The organism is Streptomyces sp. JNUCC 64, from assembly GCF_054484115.1.
Map to the genome: position 1 here is coordinate 3,536,686 of NZ_CM137015.1, position 15,630 is coordinate 3,552,315.

10 protein-coding genes and 1 pseudogene are annotated in these 15,630 nt (G+C 74.3%); 5 read left to right on the forward strand and 6 right to left on the reverse strand.

Annotated elements, in window-relative coordinates; all coding sequences use genetic code 11:
• Positions 1-767: 767 nt before the first annotated feature.
• A complete protein-coding gene (locus ACVWNX_RS14365; RefSeq protein ID WP_454414321.1) occupies positions 768-2,015 on the reverse strand; it encodes a helix-turn-helix domain-containing protein in 1,248 nt (415 codons plus the stop codon).
• A gap of 714 nt (positions 2,016-2,729) precedes the next feature.
• Here ACVWNX_RS14365 and ACVWNX_RS14370 point away from each other — a divergent pair.
• The 4 genes from ACVWNX_RS14370 (at position 2,730) to ACVWNX_RS14385 (ending at position 7,914) form a co-directional block, all read left to right on the forward strand.
• Positions 2,730-3,818, forward strand: coding sequence for an AraC-like ligand-binding domain-containing protein (locus ACVWNX_RS14370; RefSeq protein ID WP_454414322.1), 1,089 nt, complete (start codon positions 2,730-2,732; stop codon positions 3,816-3,818).
• 184 nt (positions 3,819-4,002) lie between these two features.
• Positions 4,003-4,956 carry a MurR/RpiR family transcriptional regulator gene (locus tag ACVWNX_RS14375; RefSeq protein WP_454414767.1) on the forward strand — a complete coding sequence of 318 codons (954 nt, stop codon included), beginning with the start codon at positions 4,003-4,005 and terminating at the stop codon, positions 4,954-4,956.
• Between the two features lie 133 nt (positions 4,957-5,089).
• On the forward strand, positions 5,090-6,115 hold the full coding sequence (murQ, locus tag ACVWNX_RS14380) for an N-acetylmuramic acid 6-phosphate etherase (protein WP_454414323.1): 1,026 nt from the start codon (positions 5,090-5,092) through the stop codon (positions 6,113-6,115).
• Between the two features lie 56 nt (positions 6,116-6,171).
• The gene (locus tag ACVWNX_RS14385) at positions 6,172-7,914 is read left to right on the forward strand and encodes a PTS transporter subunit EIIC (protein WP_454414324.1); all 1,743 of its coding nucleotides are present in this window, start codon (positions 6,172-6,174) and stop codon (positions 7,912-7,914) included.
• Positions 7,915-8,039: 125 nt separating this feature from the next.
• Here ACVWNX_RS14385 and ACVWNX_RS14390 read toward each other — a convergent pair whose 3' ends face one another.
• From ACVWNX_RS14390 to ACVWNX_RS14405, 4 genes and pseudogenes are all read right to left on the reverse strand, one after another.
• Positions 8,040-8,864: a tyrosinase family protein gene (locus ACVWNX_RS14390; RefSeq protein WP_454414325.1), complete on the reverse strand. Its 825-nt coding sequence runs from the start codon at positions 8,862-8,864 to the stop codon at positions 8,040-8,042.
• A 19-nt stretch (positions 8,865-8,883) separates the two neighbouring features.
• The gene (gene melC1 / locus ACVWNX_RS14395) at positions 8,884-9,324 is read right to left on the reverse strand and encodes an apotyrosinase chaperone MelC1 (RefSeq protein WP_454414326.1); all 441 of its coding nucleotides are present in this window, start codon (positions 9,322-9,324) and stop codon (positions 8,884-8,886) included.
• A 554-nt stretch (positions 9,325-9,878) separates the two neighbouring features.
• Complete coding sequence (locus ACVWNX_RS14400; protein WP_454414327.1) at positions 9,879-12,197, reverse strand: MMPL family transporter; 2,319 nt, start codon at positions 12,195-12,197, stop codon at positions 9,879-9,881.
• Between the two features lie 330 nt (positions 12,198-12,527).
• Positions 12,528-12,953, reverse strand: a pseudogene (locus ACVWNX_RS14405) (MarR family winged helix-turn-helix transcriptional regulator); the annotation flags it as partial.
• Between the two features lie 483 nt (positions 12,954-13,436).
• On the opposite strand from ACVWNX_RS14405, the gene ACVWNX_RS14410 reads away from it, so the two are divergent.
• Positions 13,437-13,688 carry a hypothetical protein gene (locus ACVWNX_RS14410; protein ID WP_454414328.1) on the forward strand — a complete coding sequence of 84 codons (252 nt, stop codon included), beginning with the start codon at positions 13,437-13,439 and terminating at the stop codon, positions 13,686-13,688.
• A gap of 215 nt (positions 13,689-13,903) precedes the next feature.
• Here the strand turns inward: ACVWNX_RS14410 and groL are convergent, their stop codons facing one another.
• Entirely contained in the window at positions 13,904-15,526 is a 1,623-nt protein-coding gene (gene groL / locus ACVWNX_RS14415; RefSeq protein ID WP_351243527.1) for a chaperonin GroEL, read from the reverse strand.
• Between the last annotated feature and the right edge of the window lie 104 nt (positions 15,527-15,630).

A 15,630-nucleotide genomic window follows, 5' to 3' on the forward strand; every position in this document is an offset into this window, starting at 1 on the left:
CATATGCCCCGGAGTGGTCGGAGCTGAGGAACGCGAACGGTTCCCCGGCGAGGAGCAGACGGCGCGCCTCGTTCCGGACGCCGTCCCGCAGCGCCCAGTCGCGGAGGGTGGCGGGGACGTCCCCGGGGTGCGCGTCCGGGTCCGGGAACAGGACCGTCGGGTTCATCCACGCGGACGGGTCCGGGTCCAGACCGTCCGCGATCCGCAACGCCTGACCCCGCAGCCACCGCAACACCCGCCCCGGGTACGGACTGGCGAACGACCCGAGCACCGCCCGCCCACGCCGCCCGGTACCCACGACAGGCCCCTCCGCGAACACCAGCGCACGGTAGGCGTGGGGTGGGGCGGAGTCCGGCTCCCTTCGGGCGTGGGCGGCCGACCAGCGGGGCAGCCAGTGGAAGGCCCTCACGTGGCCGTTCCGGGCTCGGCGCCCGGGGCGGCCGTTGGTGGGCATCGCGCCCCCTTCGACGCCACCGCCCAGTAGCCCCAGTCGCCAGCGCCTGCCGACCGCGCTCCGACACTCGCCGGTCCGCCCCGACGCCGTATCGCGCGCCGGTGCGCCCACTTCAGAAGGCTCGTCCGGAGGCACCTGCTCACCGGTGGTTCGGTGGCGCGCTCCGCGCGCGTCCATGTACGTCGTGGTCATCGCTTCCCCGTGAGTCGTGGACGGTTCACGGTGACCGTAGGTGCACGACGGAGCGTCAGACCACGGGCGGAGCGGGAGAGTTCACCACGCTCCGCCCCGAAGGTGACACGGAGCGTGGTACTTACTCGTCGACGCCCAGGTAATCCGCCATCTCGCGCATCTCCCGGGTCAGCGTCCGCTTGCGCGATCCGAGGATGTCCGCCGTCACCCTGCGTGCCATGGGTTGGTGCCTGATCCACTCGGATCCGGAGACCCTGATGGCCGTGAGTTCGTCCATCGCCTCCTGGTGCGAGCCCAGGAGCGTGTGCGCGCGGGCCACGTCCAGACGGTGACGGAACCAGTCGGCCGTCTCGGCGGGGTGGCCGAGGCGGGCCAGTGCCCTCGGCTCCAGAACCCCTATGTTCGAACGCCGCAGCACCTCCAGCGCGTCGGCCCTGCCGTCGCCGGTGACCAGGCAGTCCTCGATGGACTTGAGAGCCACCTTGACGGGCCCGAAACCGCCCCAGGTCGTCGGGAACGTACGGTCCTCGCGTTCCATGCCACCGGCGGCCCGTCCTGCCATCCTGCGGGCGTGGGCCGCGTCATCGGGGCGGTTGTCGCGGACGGCGGCGGCAGCGGCGCGCATCCACAGTTCGCCCCAGAGGCCCAGTCTGGCGCCGTCCGTGTCGGACAGCCGGGGTTCCATGTGTTCCGCCGTGGTCACGGCCAGGTGGTAGCACTCGGCGAAGCGGTCCTGCCGGAGGAGCAGCCAGCCCAGTCCGACGATCCCGGTGCCCGCCACCCGCCGCGCCTCCACGTCCCGCGCGAGCCGGATGCCCTCGGCCAGCGCGTGGTAGGCCATGTCGTACTGGCGCACCTGGGTGAGGTACTTGCCCGCCACCAGCAGGGCGAGCGCGCGGGTCACGGTCGCCGCACGCAGTTCGCCGCCCGTCGCCGCGAGGCGCGCGGACTCCGACTCCTCCAACAGCCCGGGCAGCGCGGCGGCCACTGACGCGAACCGGTCCGCGCGGTAGAGCGCGTGCGTGTCGATGATCCTTCTCCGCAGGTCATCCGCCCAGGGGTGCGGCGGCTGTCCCGGGTACGTCCCGTCCAGCCCCACAGGTGGCATCAACGCCATGCGGAGGGGGACGAGACCGCGCCGGGTGGCCTCGTCGCCACGCACCGGGACCGGCGCGTCCGCCACGAACAGGGCACTCGTCGGGATCCCGAGGCCCCGCGCGACCGCGTGGAGGGTTTCGGTGCGGACCGCGCCACCCTGTTCGATCTTCCGGACGGTCGAGACGGACAGATCCGCCGCGCCCGCCAACTCCTCCTGGGACAGGCCCGCCTTGCGCCGGTGCTTCTTGACGTTCTTCGCAAGCTGCGACATCCGGTCATCACCTCGGCCTCCACGGTACGCCGCCCGACGCAACACACCTTGTCCGTAGGGGTTCTTCACCGTGGTCAGGCTGCCGCCGCCGAACGGTTCACCCCCGCGATGCCCGCACGGCTGACCAGCTATCCGGCCTCGGCCGTCGCACGGCAGCCGCCGCTCCCCCTCGGCCCGTGTCGGCGGATGGTCGCCTATCCGGTCCTGGCCCCGCGACGGCGGTACGGTGCCCCGCTCCCCGTGCGCCTGGTGGACGGCGCCGTGGGCCACGCCGTCCCGTACGGGCGCGCCGGGGCCCTCCCGGAGGTCGTGTCTTCTCCCCCGGCCGTGGTCGGCCGGTCGCGCAGTTCCCCGCGCCCCTGACGGGGCGCCCTGGACGGGTCCTGTCGGGTCCCCGAAGGGGCGCGGGGAACTGCGCGAGCAAGCACAGCGCACCCGCACAGGACGACGCGGCCCCGGCCAGAACGCACCCGTCAGGGACGCGGCCCGCACCCGGGAACGCGCCGGTGGAAGCAGCCCCAAGGGGCGCGGGGAACCGCGCGAACGACCCCAGTGGACCCGCGTCCGACGAACCCGGGGAAGGGCCCCGGACGGGCCCCGTACCCCGGGCCCCGCCGGACGTCTAGCCGGTGGTCCGCGCGGAGCCGTAGGGTCGTCCGGAAACCGTCCGTGGACCGACCAGCCACGGGCGACCCAGGGAAGGGGGACCGGGGGATGTGGTCCGTACTGTCCACCGACACGATGAGCGGGGACGAGGGCGTCGAGCTCTTCCGGGAGGTCATCGCCCGGGACGTCGCGCCGACCCGGATCACGGTCGACGCCCCGGAGCGGTTCGCCGCCCGCGCCGCCCTGGCGCAGCTGGGCCCGGTCCGGCTGGCCACCTTCCGCTATCCGTCGCTGCGCTCGCACCGCAGCGCGGCCCTGATCCGGCACGCGGACCCGGAGGCGTACCACCTGGCCCTGGTCGGCGAGGGCAGCATGCGCATCGCCTTCGAGGGCGACGACCCCGTCACCACCCTGCGCACCGGCGACTGGGTGCTGTTCGACACCTCGCACCCGTTCCGGTACCAGGCCACGGCCCTGTCCGGGCGTCCGGTGCGGGTGATGATCCTCCAGGTGCCCCGGAACGAGGTGCCGCTCGCCCAGGACCGGGTGGACCGGCTCCTCGGACGGCGGCTCACCGCCAGCACCGGGCTCGGCCGGGTGCTCGGCCACTTCCTGGCCGGGGTGGTCGCGGAGGGCGACACCTGCGCGCCGCACGAACTGGACCACCTCGGCGGCACCGCCCTCGACCTCGCCTCCGCCTTCCTCGCCGGACACCTCGACGGCCCCGCCCCGCCCCGGCGCGCCGTCCGCGCCCGCGACCTGCTGCGGCGCGTCGACACCTACATCGAGCTGAACCTGGGCGACCCCCGGCTCACCCCCGCGACGGTGGCCGCCGAGCACGGACTGTCCGTGCGCGGGCTGTACCTGATGTTCGAGGAGCGCGGCGAGGGCGTCGCCGCGCTGATCCGGCGCCGCCGTCTGGAGCGCTGCCACGCCGAGCTGCGGGACGGCGACCCCCCGCCCGGGATCGGCGCGGTCGCCACCCGCTGGGGCTTCACCAGCGCGGGGGCGTTCGGCCGGGCGTTCCGCGCCCGTTACGGGGTCAGCCCCCGGGCCCACCGCGACGCGGGCCGTCACGACGCGGGTCTTCGCGACGCGGGCCGGTGCGACACGGACCAACGGCTCGGCGGGCCGGACGGGCCACGGTCGGACACGACCCGGCCGGGCGGCGAACCGCTGCAGGCCGCGAACGGGTGAGGAGCGGACGGTCCGTCACCCCGTCGGCGCCGCCCCCTTGACCACCCACCGGTATGAAAATATCTTTCCAAGGGTGACGGACATAGTGAAGGAAACTTCCGACGCCCTGCCCCCCACCACACCCGCCGTGCCCGCGCCCCCGGCACGGCCCCCGCACCCGCTCACCGCTCCCGCGCACGGGGACGTGAACACCTACGCGAACACGAGCGGGACCGCGGGCACCCCGGCCCCGGCCCCCGCGCCCGCCCCCGCACCCGTCCCCCCGGCGGCCCTCGCCGCCCGGGTCCGCACCCTCGCCCCCACCATGACCCGCTCCATGCAGCGGGTCGCCGAGGCCGTCGCCGCCGACCCGGCGGGCTGCGCCGGGCTCACGGTCACCGGACTCGCCGAACGCACCGGCACCAGCGAGGCCACCGTCGTCCGCACCGCCCGGCTGCTGGGCTACCCCGGCTACCGGGACCTGCGCCTCGCGCTCGCCGGACTCGCCGCCCACCAGGCGTCCGGCCGCGCCCCCGCCGTGACCGCCACCATCAACGTGGACGACCCCCTCTCCGAGGTCGTCGCCAAGCTGGCCCACGAGGAGCGCCAGACGCTGGCCGACACCGCCGACACCCTCGACGTCCAGCAACTCGGCGCGGCCGTCACCGCGCTCGCCGGGGCGGGCCGGATCGACGTCTACGGGATCGGCGCCTCCGGCCTGGTCGGCCAGGACCTCGCCCAGAAGCTGCTGCGGATCGGGCTCGTCGCCCACGCCCACCACGACCCGCACCTGGCGGTCACCAACGCGGTCCACCTCGGCCCGGGTGACGTGGCCCTCGCGATCACCGAGTCCGGCTCCACCTTCGACGTGATCGAACCGCTCCGGGTGGCCTTCGAGCGCGGGGCCACCACCATCGCGATGACCGGCCTCCCGGACGGTCCCGTCACCCAGTACGCGGACCACGTCCTCACCACGTCCGCCGCCCGCGACAGCGAGCTGCGACCCGCCGCCATGTCATCCCGCACCAGCCAACTCCTGGTCGTGGACTGCCTGTTCGTCGGGGTCGCCCAACGCACCTACGACCGTGCGGGCCCCGCGCTCGCCGCCACCTACGAGGCCCTGGCCCACCGCCGCACCCGCCGGACCCCCGGCCGCTGACCCGCCGCCACCCCGGGCCGCCCCGGCGGCCCGGGGACCGGCACCTCGCCCCGCCGCTCTCCCGCCCTCCGCCCCGCCACTCCTGCCCTCCGCCCCGCTCCTCCCGCCCTCCCCCGAACGGAAAGAGCCCGTCATGCCCTCCTCCACTACACGTGCCACCGAGGACGCCTCCGAGAACTCCCAGCCCCTTCGGGTCTCCCAGCCCCCTCAGCCCTCCGGGCCGTCCGCGACCGCCCCGCCCGACGCGCGGCTGCGGGCCCGGCTCGCCGCCCTCACCACGGAGACGTTCCGTCCCGAGCTGGCCGACGTCGACCTGCGGCCCACCCTGGAGATCGCCCGGCTGATGAACGCCGAGGACGCCCGGGTCGCCGCCGCCGTGACGGAGCGGCTGCCCGAGATCGCCGCCGCCGTGGACGGCATCGCCGCGCGGCTGGCCCGGGGCGGACGGCTCGTCTACGCGGGCGCCGGGACCGCCGGACGGCTCGGCGTACTGGACGCCAGCGAGTGCGTCCCCACCTTCAACTCCGCTCCCGGCCAGGTCATCGGGGTGATAGCCGGGGGCCCCACCGCGATGGTGTCCGCCGTCGAGGGCGCGGAGGACTCCCGGGAACTCGCCGTCGCCGACCTCGACGCGCTGGGCCTCACCGCCGACGACGCGGTGGTCGGGATCTCCGCCTCCGGCCGCACCCCCTACGCGGTCGCCGCCGTCGAGCACGCGCGCAAGCGGTACGGGGCGCTGACCGTCGGGCTGTCCTGCAACGCGCACAGCGAGCTGGCCGCCGCCGCGGACCACGGCATCGAGGTGGTCGTCGGACCGGAGTTCCTCACCGGCTCCACCCGGCTGAAGTCCGGGACGGCCCAGAAGCTCGTCCTCAACATGATCTCGACGATCACCATGATCCGGCTCGGCAAGACGTACGGGAACCTGATGGTCGACGTCCGGGCCTCCAACGAGAAGCTGCGCGCCCGGTCCAGACGGATCGTCGGGCTCGCCACCGGAGCGGACGACACCACCGTCGAACGGGCCCTCACCGCCTCGGGCGGCGAGGTCAAGAACGCCATCCTGATCATCCTGGCCGATGTCGACGCCCCCACCGCCGACCGGCTCCTCACCACCGCCGACGGCCATCTGCGCGAGGCCCTGGCGGCGGCGGGCTGACCCCACCGCCACCGCGACCGCCCCGCCTCGGCCCCTCCCCCCACCACGAGGCACCCATGGCACCGTCCGAGACCCCCCACGAGGACCCCCCGCCGGACCACCACCAGCCCCCACCGGGGGACACCCCCTCGCCCGGCTCCCCCGCCCCCGATCCCCACCGCGCCACCGCCCGCGCGCTGCTGGCCCTGGTCGGCGGCCCCGGCAACGTCCGCTCCGCCGCCCACTGCATGACCCGGCTGCGGCTGGTCCTGGTGGACCCGGCCCGGTTCGACGAGGACGGGGTGCGGGCCCATCCCGCCGTCCTCGGGGTGGTCGAGGACGACGACACCCACCAGATCGTGCTGGGCCCCGGCCGGGCGGCGCGCGTCACCCGCGCCTTCGAGGAACTGCGCGCCGGGGCGGCCACCACCCCCGGCCCCACGACCGCGTCCACCACCGACCCGGCCGCCCCCACCCGGACGGCCACGGAAACCGGCCACGGCGGCGGCAACAGAGGCGGCAACGGGAACGGCCCCGACCGGGCCGTGGACGCCGGGACGCTGGCCGCCCGGGGCGCGGCCCTGCGCGCGGACCGCAAGCGCCGCAACGCGACCCCGGGCAAGCTGCTGCTGCGCCGGATCGCCGCGGTCTTCGTCCCGCTGATCCCCGCGCTGATCGGCTGCGGAATGATCGCCGGACTGAACGGACTGCTCGTCAACGCGGGCCTGGTGCCGTGGCTGACCCCGGTCCTCGGGGCGCTGGCGTCCGGCTTCATGGCGCTGATCGCGGTGTTCGTCGGCCTCAACACCGCGAAGGAGTTCGGCGGGACGCCGGTGCTCGGCGGCGCGGTCGCCGCGGTCGTGGTCTTCCCGGGCGTCGGCGCGATCAGCGTCCTCGGGCATCCGCTCGCCCCCGGCCAGGGCGGGGTGCTCGGCGCGATGGCCGCCGCGCTGCTCGCCACGGCGGTGGAGCGGTGGTGCCGCCGCTGGGTCCCCGAGACCCTGGACGTCATCGTCACCCCGACGCTCACCCTGCTGCTGACCGGACTGGTCACCGTGTACGGGCTGATGAGCGCGGCCGGGGCGGCGTCCCGGGCGATCGGCACCGGCGCCGACTGGCTGCTCACCCACACCGGGGTGTTCGCCGGGCTGGTGCTCGGCGGACTGTTCCTGCCGCTGGTGATGCTCGGACTCCACCAGGCGCTGATCCCGCTGCACACCACGCTGATCGACCAGCAGGGGTACACCGTGCTGCTGCCGGTGCTCGCGATGGCGGGCGCGGGGCAGGTCGGCGCGGCGGTCGCGGTGTTCGTCCGGCTGCGCGGCAACCGGACGATCCGGGCCACCATCCGCTCCGCGCTGCCCGCCGGACTGATGGGCGTCGGCGAGCCGCTGATCTACGGGGTGTCGCTGCCGCTGGGACGCCCGTTCGTGACGGCGTGCGCGGGCGGCGCGGCGGGCGGGGCGTTCGTCGGACTCTTCTCGATGCTCGGCGCGAAGGTGGGCGCGACGGCGATCGGACCGTCCGGCTGGGCGCTGTTCCCGCTGGTCCAGGGCAACCGGGGGTTCGCCACGACCCTCGCCGTCTACGCGGGCGGGCTGTTCACCGGGTACGCGGCCGGATTCCTCGCCACGTACTTCTTCGGCTTCACCGACCGGTCCCTCACCGAACTGAACGCGAACCCGGACCCGGCACCGGCACCGGCACCGGCCCAGGACCTCGGCTCCGGCACCGCCCCGCCCGCACCCGCGCCCGGCACCGCCACCGATCCGGACGCCGACCCCGGACCGGGCCCCGACCGGGCGCCCGTACGCGTCTGAGCTGCCGGTTCCCGCCGACGGGCCGCGTACGATCCCCGCCAGCCGTGCGCGACCCGTCCGCCGGAACCGCGCGCCCCCGCCGACGGGGACGGAATCCCGTCGGCGGAAGCCCGCGGGGCGACGGGTCAGGCGTAGGTGTAGAACTGCGTGTGGTCCAGCACGCTCTGCGGAGTCGCGTTGGTCCAGGGCGGCATCGTCTCGTTCAGGTCGATCACATCGGTCGTGCCCCCGGTGGGGAGGTACTCGGCGCTGGTCGGGTGGAGCGCGTGCCAGTCGGCCCAGAGCTTGTCGACGAACGCGTGGTGCAGCCAGAACACCGGGTCGTTCGGGGAGACGCTGGACTCCATCTGCCCCCAGACCCAGGTGTGCACGCGGTTGTGCATGCTCATGTACCCGGCGGTGCCCTCCAGGGCGGAGCGGAAGCCGGTCGAGGCGTCACGCCAGGGCGCGGTGTCGTAGACGGTGTGGGCCAGGGCCTCGTCCACCTGCGCCCGGGTGGGCAGGGTGGGCACCCGGTAGGCGAGGTTGCGGGCGAGGAACGGGCGGGTGTCGGCCTGGACGGTGATCGTCCACTGGCCCGTGGAGTAGGCGAAGGGCCCGTCCATGACCTGGTCGTCCGAGGGGCGTCCGGTGCCGCCGAGGAAGTCCGCCGCCCAGAGGGAGGAGGTCGGCGAGTTGTCGACGGTCCAGTCCCAGTAGGGGATGGAGACCTGGGAGTTGACCTTCTTCAGCTCGTTCTCGAAGTCGATCAGGAACTTGCGGTGCCAGGGCAGGAACGAGGCGCCGAAGTGGCCCACGTATATGCCGGTGTTCATGTCCAGCGCGAAGCGGAGTCTGTGCGCGGCGACGAACTCGTCGTACTTGCCGCTGGCCTTGAGCGCCAGCACGGCGTCGGTGAACGCCTTCTTCTCGGCGGTGGTGAGGTTCGCCTGGTTCTTCCGAACGGTCATGGTGGAGGGGGCTCCCGGCTCAGACGGTGGGGGTGAAGGGGACGACGTGGGCGCCCTTGAGGGTCAGCACGGCGGCGCGCGCGGCCTCGCGCGGGCTGGTGAACCGCTCGTAGTGGTTGACCGGGCTGCTCCAGCCGCTCTTGTTGTGCCGCATGACCTGGAGTTCGCGTCCGTCGATCAGGACGCGGTAGGTGGCGTGGCCGTTGTGACCGTGCGCATGGCCATGGCCGTGGCCGCCCTGGCCCTGCGCGCGGGCGGCGGCGGAGTCGTCGGGCGCGCCCTGGATGTGACGGCCCTTGTAGACCTCGTCGAAGGCGGCGGGTCCGCCCGCGCCGGGGGCGGGCTTCTTGGAGGTGCTGGGACCGGTGGCGGTGGCGACGGTCGCGGCACCGGCGAGCGCGGCGCCCGCGGCGACACCGGTCGCGACGCGGAACACCTGACGGCGGGTGAGTCGGGACATGACGAATAGACCTCCGGGACATGAGGGAGGCGGCCGTCCGGACTGTCCGAGGCCGCCGCGACCATGCCTACACGGGGAGTGATCACCGCAGAAGGGGGCCCCGATCGGTTGGCTGCCATACGGACACGTCTTCGCAGGCCACGGGGGTGACCACCGGATTGGATCTTCACCGCGGGTCAGCGCCGACGGTCACGGAACCGAAGATCCCACCGTCAACATGCCCCATACACGGAGATCTTCCCGGGCACCCCGTCCGTCACCGCCCCGTGGCGACGATCCGAACATGGCCGGAAACGGGACCACAGAGACGCCCGGAACGTCCGGTTCACCGGATTCACCCGAACCGCCCGACGCGCCGCCCGGCACGCCCTCGACCCCCACCCGACGGGCCGTCACGCACCCGGCGGACCGTCGGACGGACGACGGCCCGTCGGGTGGACGGCGAGCCGTCGGGGCGGGGCGGCCGTCGGGGCGGGGCGGCCGTCGCAAGGGTGACCGCCGCCGGACGGGGACGACCGCCGGACCGGACGGCGGACCTTCAGGACTGCGGACCGTCAGGAAGGCGGCGAGCGGAAGCCCGCCGGGCCCCCCGGCCACCACGCCCGGGGCCCCAGGCTCCGTACCAGCGCCGGGACCAGCAGCGACCGGACCACCAGGGTGTCCAGCAGCACCCCGAACGCCACGATGAAGGCGATCTGGATCAGGAAGGCCAGCGGGATGACGCCCAGCGCCGCGAAGGTCGCGGCCAGCACCACCCCGGCCGAGGTGATGACCCCTCCGGTCGCCACCAGCCCCTCCCGCAGCCCCTCCCGGGTGCCGAGCCGGACCGCCTCCTCCCGGACCCGGGACATCAGGAAGATGTTGTAGTCGACGCCGAGCGCCACCAGGAACACGAACCCGTAGAGCGGCACCGAGGCGTCCACCCCGCTGAAGCCCAGCACATGGGTGAAGACCAGGGAGGCCACCCCGAGCGTGGCGAAGAAGTTCAGCGCGACCGTCGCGACCAGGACCAGCGGCATCAGCAGGGAGCGCAGCAGCGCCACCAGGACGACCAGGATGACGGCCAGCACGACCGGGGTGATCAGGGCCCGGTCGTCCGCCGCCGTCCGCTGGGTGTCGATCCGCTGGGCGGTCACCCCGCCCACCAGCGCCTCGGCGTCCGGCACCGCGTGGACGGCCTCCCGCAGCGCGGTCACGGCGCGTTCGGCCGCCGCGCTGTCGGCGGGATCGGCCAGGGTGACGTCCAGCCGCACCCGCCCGTCGGCCACCAGGGGCGGACCGCCGGGACCGCCACCGGCCGTCACCGGGAGGACGGAGGCGACGCCCGGCACCTCCCGGGCGGCGGCGGTGACCGGCTCCAGGGCACCGGCCCGGGCGACCACCACGGCGGGACTGCCCGACCCGCCGGGGAAGTGCTCGCCCAGCACCTCCTGGGCGGCCACCGACGGCGCGTCCCCGACGAGGGTCTCGTCCAGCGGCACCCCGCGCGAGGACAGCGCCGGGGCGAACGCGGCGCAGACGAGCAGCGCCGCCAGGGTGAACGCCCAGACCCGGCGCGGCGCCCGGTCCACCACCTCGGCCACCCGCCGCCAGAGCCGGTGCGACCCGCCCCGCGCCCCGGCGTCCGCCCCGGCCCGCACCCCGGCGTCCGTCCCGGCCCGAGCCGCCTGATCCGCCGGAGCCGCTGAGCCCGCCGCACCCGCCGCACCCGCCGTGCCCACGGGACCCACGGGACCCGCCGGAGCCGCCGGACCCGCCGGAGCCACCGCCCGATGGGGCCGCGCGGGCCAGTAGGCGGCACGGCCGAGCAGCACCAGCGCGGCGGGCAGGAAGGTGAGCGCCGCCGCGACCGCGCAGACGATGCCGATGGCCCCGACCGGGCCCAGCGCGCGGTTGTTGGTCAGATCGCTGAGCAGCAGCGCGAGCAGTCCCAGCGCCACCGTGGCCGCGCTGGCGACCACCGGACCGGCCGAGCGGCGCAGGGCGGCCCGCATCGCCGCCGTCCGGTCGTCCTCGCGGGTCAACTCCTCGCGGTACCGGGCGGTGAGCAGCAGCGCGTAGTCCGTGGCCGCCCCGATCACCAGGATCGAGAGGATGCCCTGCACCTGGCCGTCGACCCGCACCACGCCCCGCTCGGCGAGCGCGTAGACCACCGCGCAGGCGAGGGCGAGCGCGAACACGGACGCCACGATGATCAGCAGGGGCAGCAGCACGCTGCGGTACACCAGCAGCAGGATGACGAGGACGGTGGCCAGGGCCACGCCCAGCAGCAGCCCGTCGATCCCGGCGAACGCGTTCTTCAGGTCCGCCTGGGACGCCGCCGGGCCCGCGAGGTGGACGACGGTCCCCGGCACCGCCCGGGCCCGTTCCCCGACCTCGTCCAGCGCGTCGGCCAGCCCGTCGCCGAGGTCGGTCCGCAACGGCACGACCGCCCGCAGCGCGCGGCCGTCGTCGGAGACGAGGGCGGGCGACGGCGCCCCGGCGAGCGCGGGCGAACCGTCGAGCCCGGCCACCGCCCGGGTGGCCGCGCCGCGCGCCGCCCCCGGCAACGCGGCGCCGTCACCGCCCCCGCTCGCGGTCCACACCACGACGAGCGGCAGTGCGCCGGTCTGCCGGAAGTCGTCCTGGAGGTCGAGGACCCGGGTCGACTCGGCGCTCCGGGGCAGGAACGCGGCCTGGTCGTTGGTGGCCACCTCCCCCAGCTTCCCCGCGTACGGGCCGAGCGCCCCGCCCACACCGAGCCAGACGAGCAGGAGGACCAACGGGACCAGCAGCCGGCCGGCCCGGGACGAGCGGCCGGGACGGACCGGCCCGGCGGCCCCGGAGGGGCTGGCGGAACCGGAAGGGCTGACGGAACGGGCGCTGCGGGGCATGGGCGATACATCCGCTGTCTCGACGGGCGACGGGCTGTCCTGCCTGGAGATTATCTTGATGCATTGAGATATCTGGAGGGTAGGGGGTGACCGACCGACCTGGGAGGCACCAGAAGAGCCCCCGGCCCAGGCTCAGCGCGCCGCCGGAGGCGAGGACGGCGACGGCGGAGGCGGAGGCGGCGAGGGCGGAGGCGGAGGCGGCGAGGGCGGCGAGGCCGAGGACACCGGGGTCGAGGACACCGGGGTCGAGGACACCGACGCCGAGGACACCGAACCGGAGGACGACGACACCGCCCCCGAAGAGGCCGCCGGACCCGAGGGCGCCGGTTCCGGCTCCCCCTCCAACCGCCCCATCTCCTCGCTGAACGTGTCGAGGAACCGCAGCACGACGGCGAGTTCCGCGTCGTCGAACCGGAGCCGGGCCCGCTCCCCCGCGACCGCCAGCGGCCGGAAGAAGGCCCGCGCCGCCAACCGCGCCTCGTCCGCGTACTCGACGCGCACCACCCGGCGGTCGGTCTCGTCCCGGGTCCGACGGATGTGCCCGGCGCGCTCCAGCCGGTCCAGACAGGCGGTCACCGCCCCGGAGGTGAGCCCCAGCCGGGTCCGCAGCAGCCCGGGGGTGACCGGCTCCTCCGCGTCCAGGACGGTGGCGAGCGCGCTGACGTCCGTCGGGTGCAGACCGTGGGCCGTGGCGAAGGCGTGCGTCAGCCGGTTGATCCCGCCGTTGACCCGCCGCAGGGACACCGCCAGCGCCATCAACCGCGCGGACGCCCCCGCGCCGCCGCTCCCGCCGTCACCGTCACCGTTCCCGCCACCCGCACCGCCGTCCACGCCCGGCAGCGTACCGGCGGACGCGACCCGGCGCGGTGACGCCAGGGGCCGCCGAGACCACTTCCCCCGGGACAGAACCGTCCACCCCCTGGGCCCGCGCACCTCGCGCACCCACGCACCCGCCGCAAGCCGTTCAAGCCGTTCAAGCCGTTCAAGCCGTTCAAGCCGTTCAAGCCGTTCAAGCCGCTTAACGCTCTTAACCCCTCCCCTCCCCCCACCCCTTGACCCCGCCCGGTCGCCGCCCCCGACGCGGCCGGACGGAAGGGACGGACGCACCCTGGGCCTCCGCTCCGGTGACCCCGGCAGTTCGCGTTCGTTGCCCCGTCAGGAGGTAGGCCCGTGAAGAATGACCGGCATCCGAAGCCTGACGTGGAAGCCGCGCTGAAGCGACCCGGAAGCACACCGGCTGTGCGTGACTGGGCGTTCGTCCTGTACCCGGAGACCCGCCCGGGTGAGCGGGAGTCCGACGCGTTCGACCGGGCGGACGGGCTCGCCGGGGGCGAGGTCGGATGGGAAGAGGACCCGGGCGGCGTCCGGTTCCCCTGCACCGTGCCGGCGGCCTCCGCGCGGGAGGCGGTCGGCTGGGCCGTGGAGCGGCTCGCCCGGATCGGGGTGACCGTCGCCGAGGTCCGGCTGCCGCTGTCCGCCGCGTTCGGATAGCCGGATGGCCCGCGCGCCCACCGCACCCGGAGGGTTCCGGAGCGTCGGCCCCTCAACGGAACGCCCGCACCGGGAACGGCGCCGGGAGCGCGCCCCGGGGGCGACCCGGAACGCGCCCCCGCGAGCCGTCCCGGAAACGCCCGAGGGCGGCACCCCATCGGGGTGCCGCCCTCGGTACTGGTACCGCTGTGCGACGGAAGTCCGAGCCGGGAGGCTCAGAAGTCCATGTCGCCGCCGGGCATGCCGCCCGGAGCGGCCGCGGCGGCCTTCTCCGGCTTGTCGGCGATGACGGCCTCGGTGGTGAGGAACAGCGCGGCGATCGACGCGGCGTTCTGCAGCGCGGAGCGCGTCACCTTGGCCGGGTCGAGGATGCCCTCGGCGATCATGTCCACGTACTCGCCGCTCGCGGCGTTGAGGCCGTGGCCCGGGGTCAGGTTGCGGACCTTCTCCACCACGACGCCGCCCTCAAGACCGGCGTTGACCGCGATCTGCTTGAGCGGGGCCTCCAGGGCCAGCTTGACGGCGGCGGCACCGGTGGCCTCGTCGCCCTCCAGCTCCAGCTTGTCGAAGACGGCGGACGCCTGCAGCAGGGCCACGCCGCCACCGGCGACGATGCCCTCCTCGACGGCGGCCTTCGCGTTGCGGACGGCGTCCTCGATGCGGTGCTTGCGCTCCTTGAGCTCGACCTCGGTCGCGGCACCGGCCTTGATGACGGCCACGCCGCCCGCGAGCTTCGCCAGGCGCTCCTGGAGCTTCTCGCGGTCGTAGTCCGAGTCGGAGTTCTCGATCTCGGCGCGGATCTGGTTCACGCGACCGGCGACCTGGTCGGTGTCACCGGCACCGTCGACGATGGTGGTCTCGTCCTTGGTGATGACGACCTTGCGGGCGCGGCCCAGGAGGTCCAGGGTCGCGTTCTCCAGCTTGAGGCCGACCTCCTCGGAGATGACCTCACCACCCGTCAGGATGGCGATGTCGCCGAGCATGGCCTTGCGGCGGTCGCCGAAGCCCGGGGCCTTGACGGCGACGGACTTGAAGGTGCCGCGGATCTTGTTCACGACGAGCGTGGACAGGGCCTCGCCCTCGACGTCCTCGGCGATGATCAGCAGCGGCTTGCCGGACTGCATGACCTTCTCCAGGAGCGGCAGCAGGTCCTTGACGTTGCCGATCTTGGAGTTGGCGATGAGGATGTACGGGTCGTCGAGCGACGCCTCCATACGCTCCATGTCGGTGGCGAAGTACGCCGAGATGTAGCCCTTGTCGAAGCGCATGCCCTCGGTGAGTTCCAGCTCCAGACCGAAGGTCTGGGACTCCTCGACGGTGATGACGCCTTCCTTGCCGACCTTGTCCATGGCCTCGGCGATGAGGTCGCCGATCTGGGTGTCGGCGGCGGAGATGGAGGCGGTGGAGGCGATCTGCTCCTTGGTCTCCACGTCCTTGGCCTGCTCCAGCAGGGCGGCGGAGACGGCCTCGACGGCCTTCTCGATGCCCCGCTTCAGGGCCATCGGGTTGGCACCCGCGGCGACGTTGCGCAGACCCTCGCGGACCAGCGCCTGGGCGAGGACGGTCGCGGTCGTCGTGCCGTCACCGGCGACGTCGTCCGTCTTCTTCGCGACCTCCTTGACCAGCTCGGCGCCGATCTTCTCGTAGGGGTCTTCGAGCTCGATCTCCTTGGCGATGGAGACACCATCGTTGGTGATCGTGGGGGCGCCCCACTTCTTCTCAAGGACGACGTTGCGGCCCTTGGGGCCGAGGGTGACCTTGACGGCGTCGGCGAGCTGGTTCATACCGCGCTCAAGGCCGCGCCGCGCCTCCTCGTCGAACGCGATGATCTTGGCCATGTGAAGTGGTCCTCCCGGACTGAAGGGGGTCCTACCCGCGCCCTTACGGCGTGGAGCGGATGGTTCGGACCGCGCTGGCGCCCGCGACGGACGGCCTGCGACGC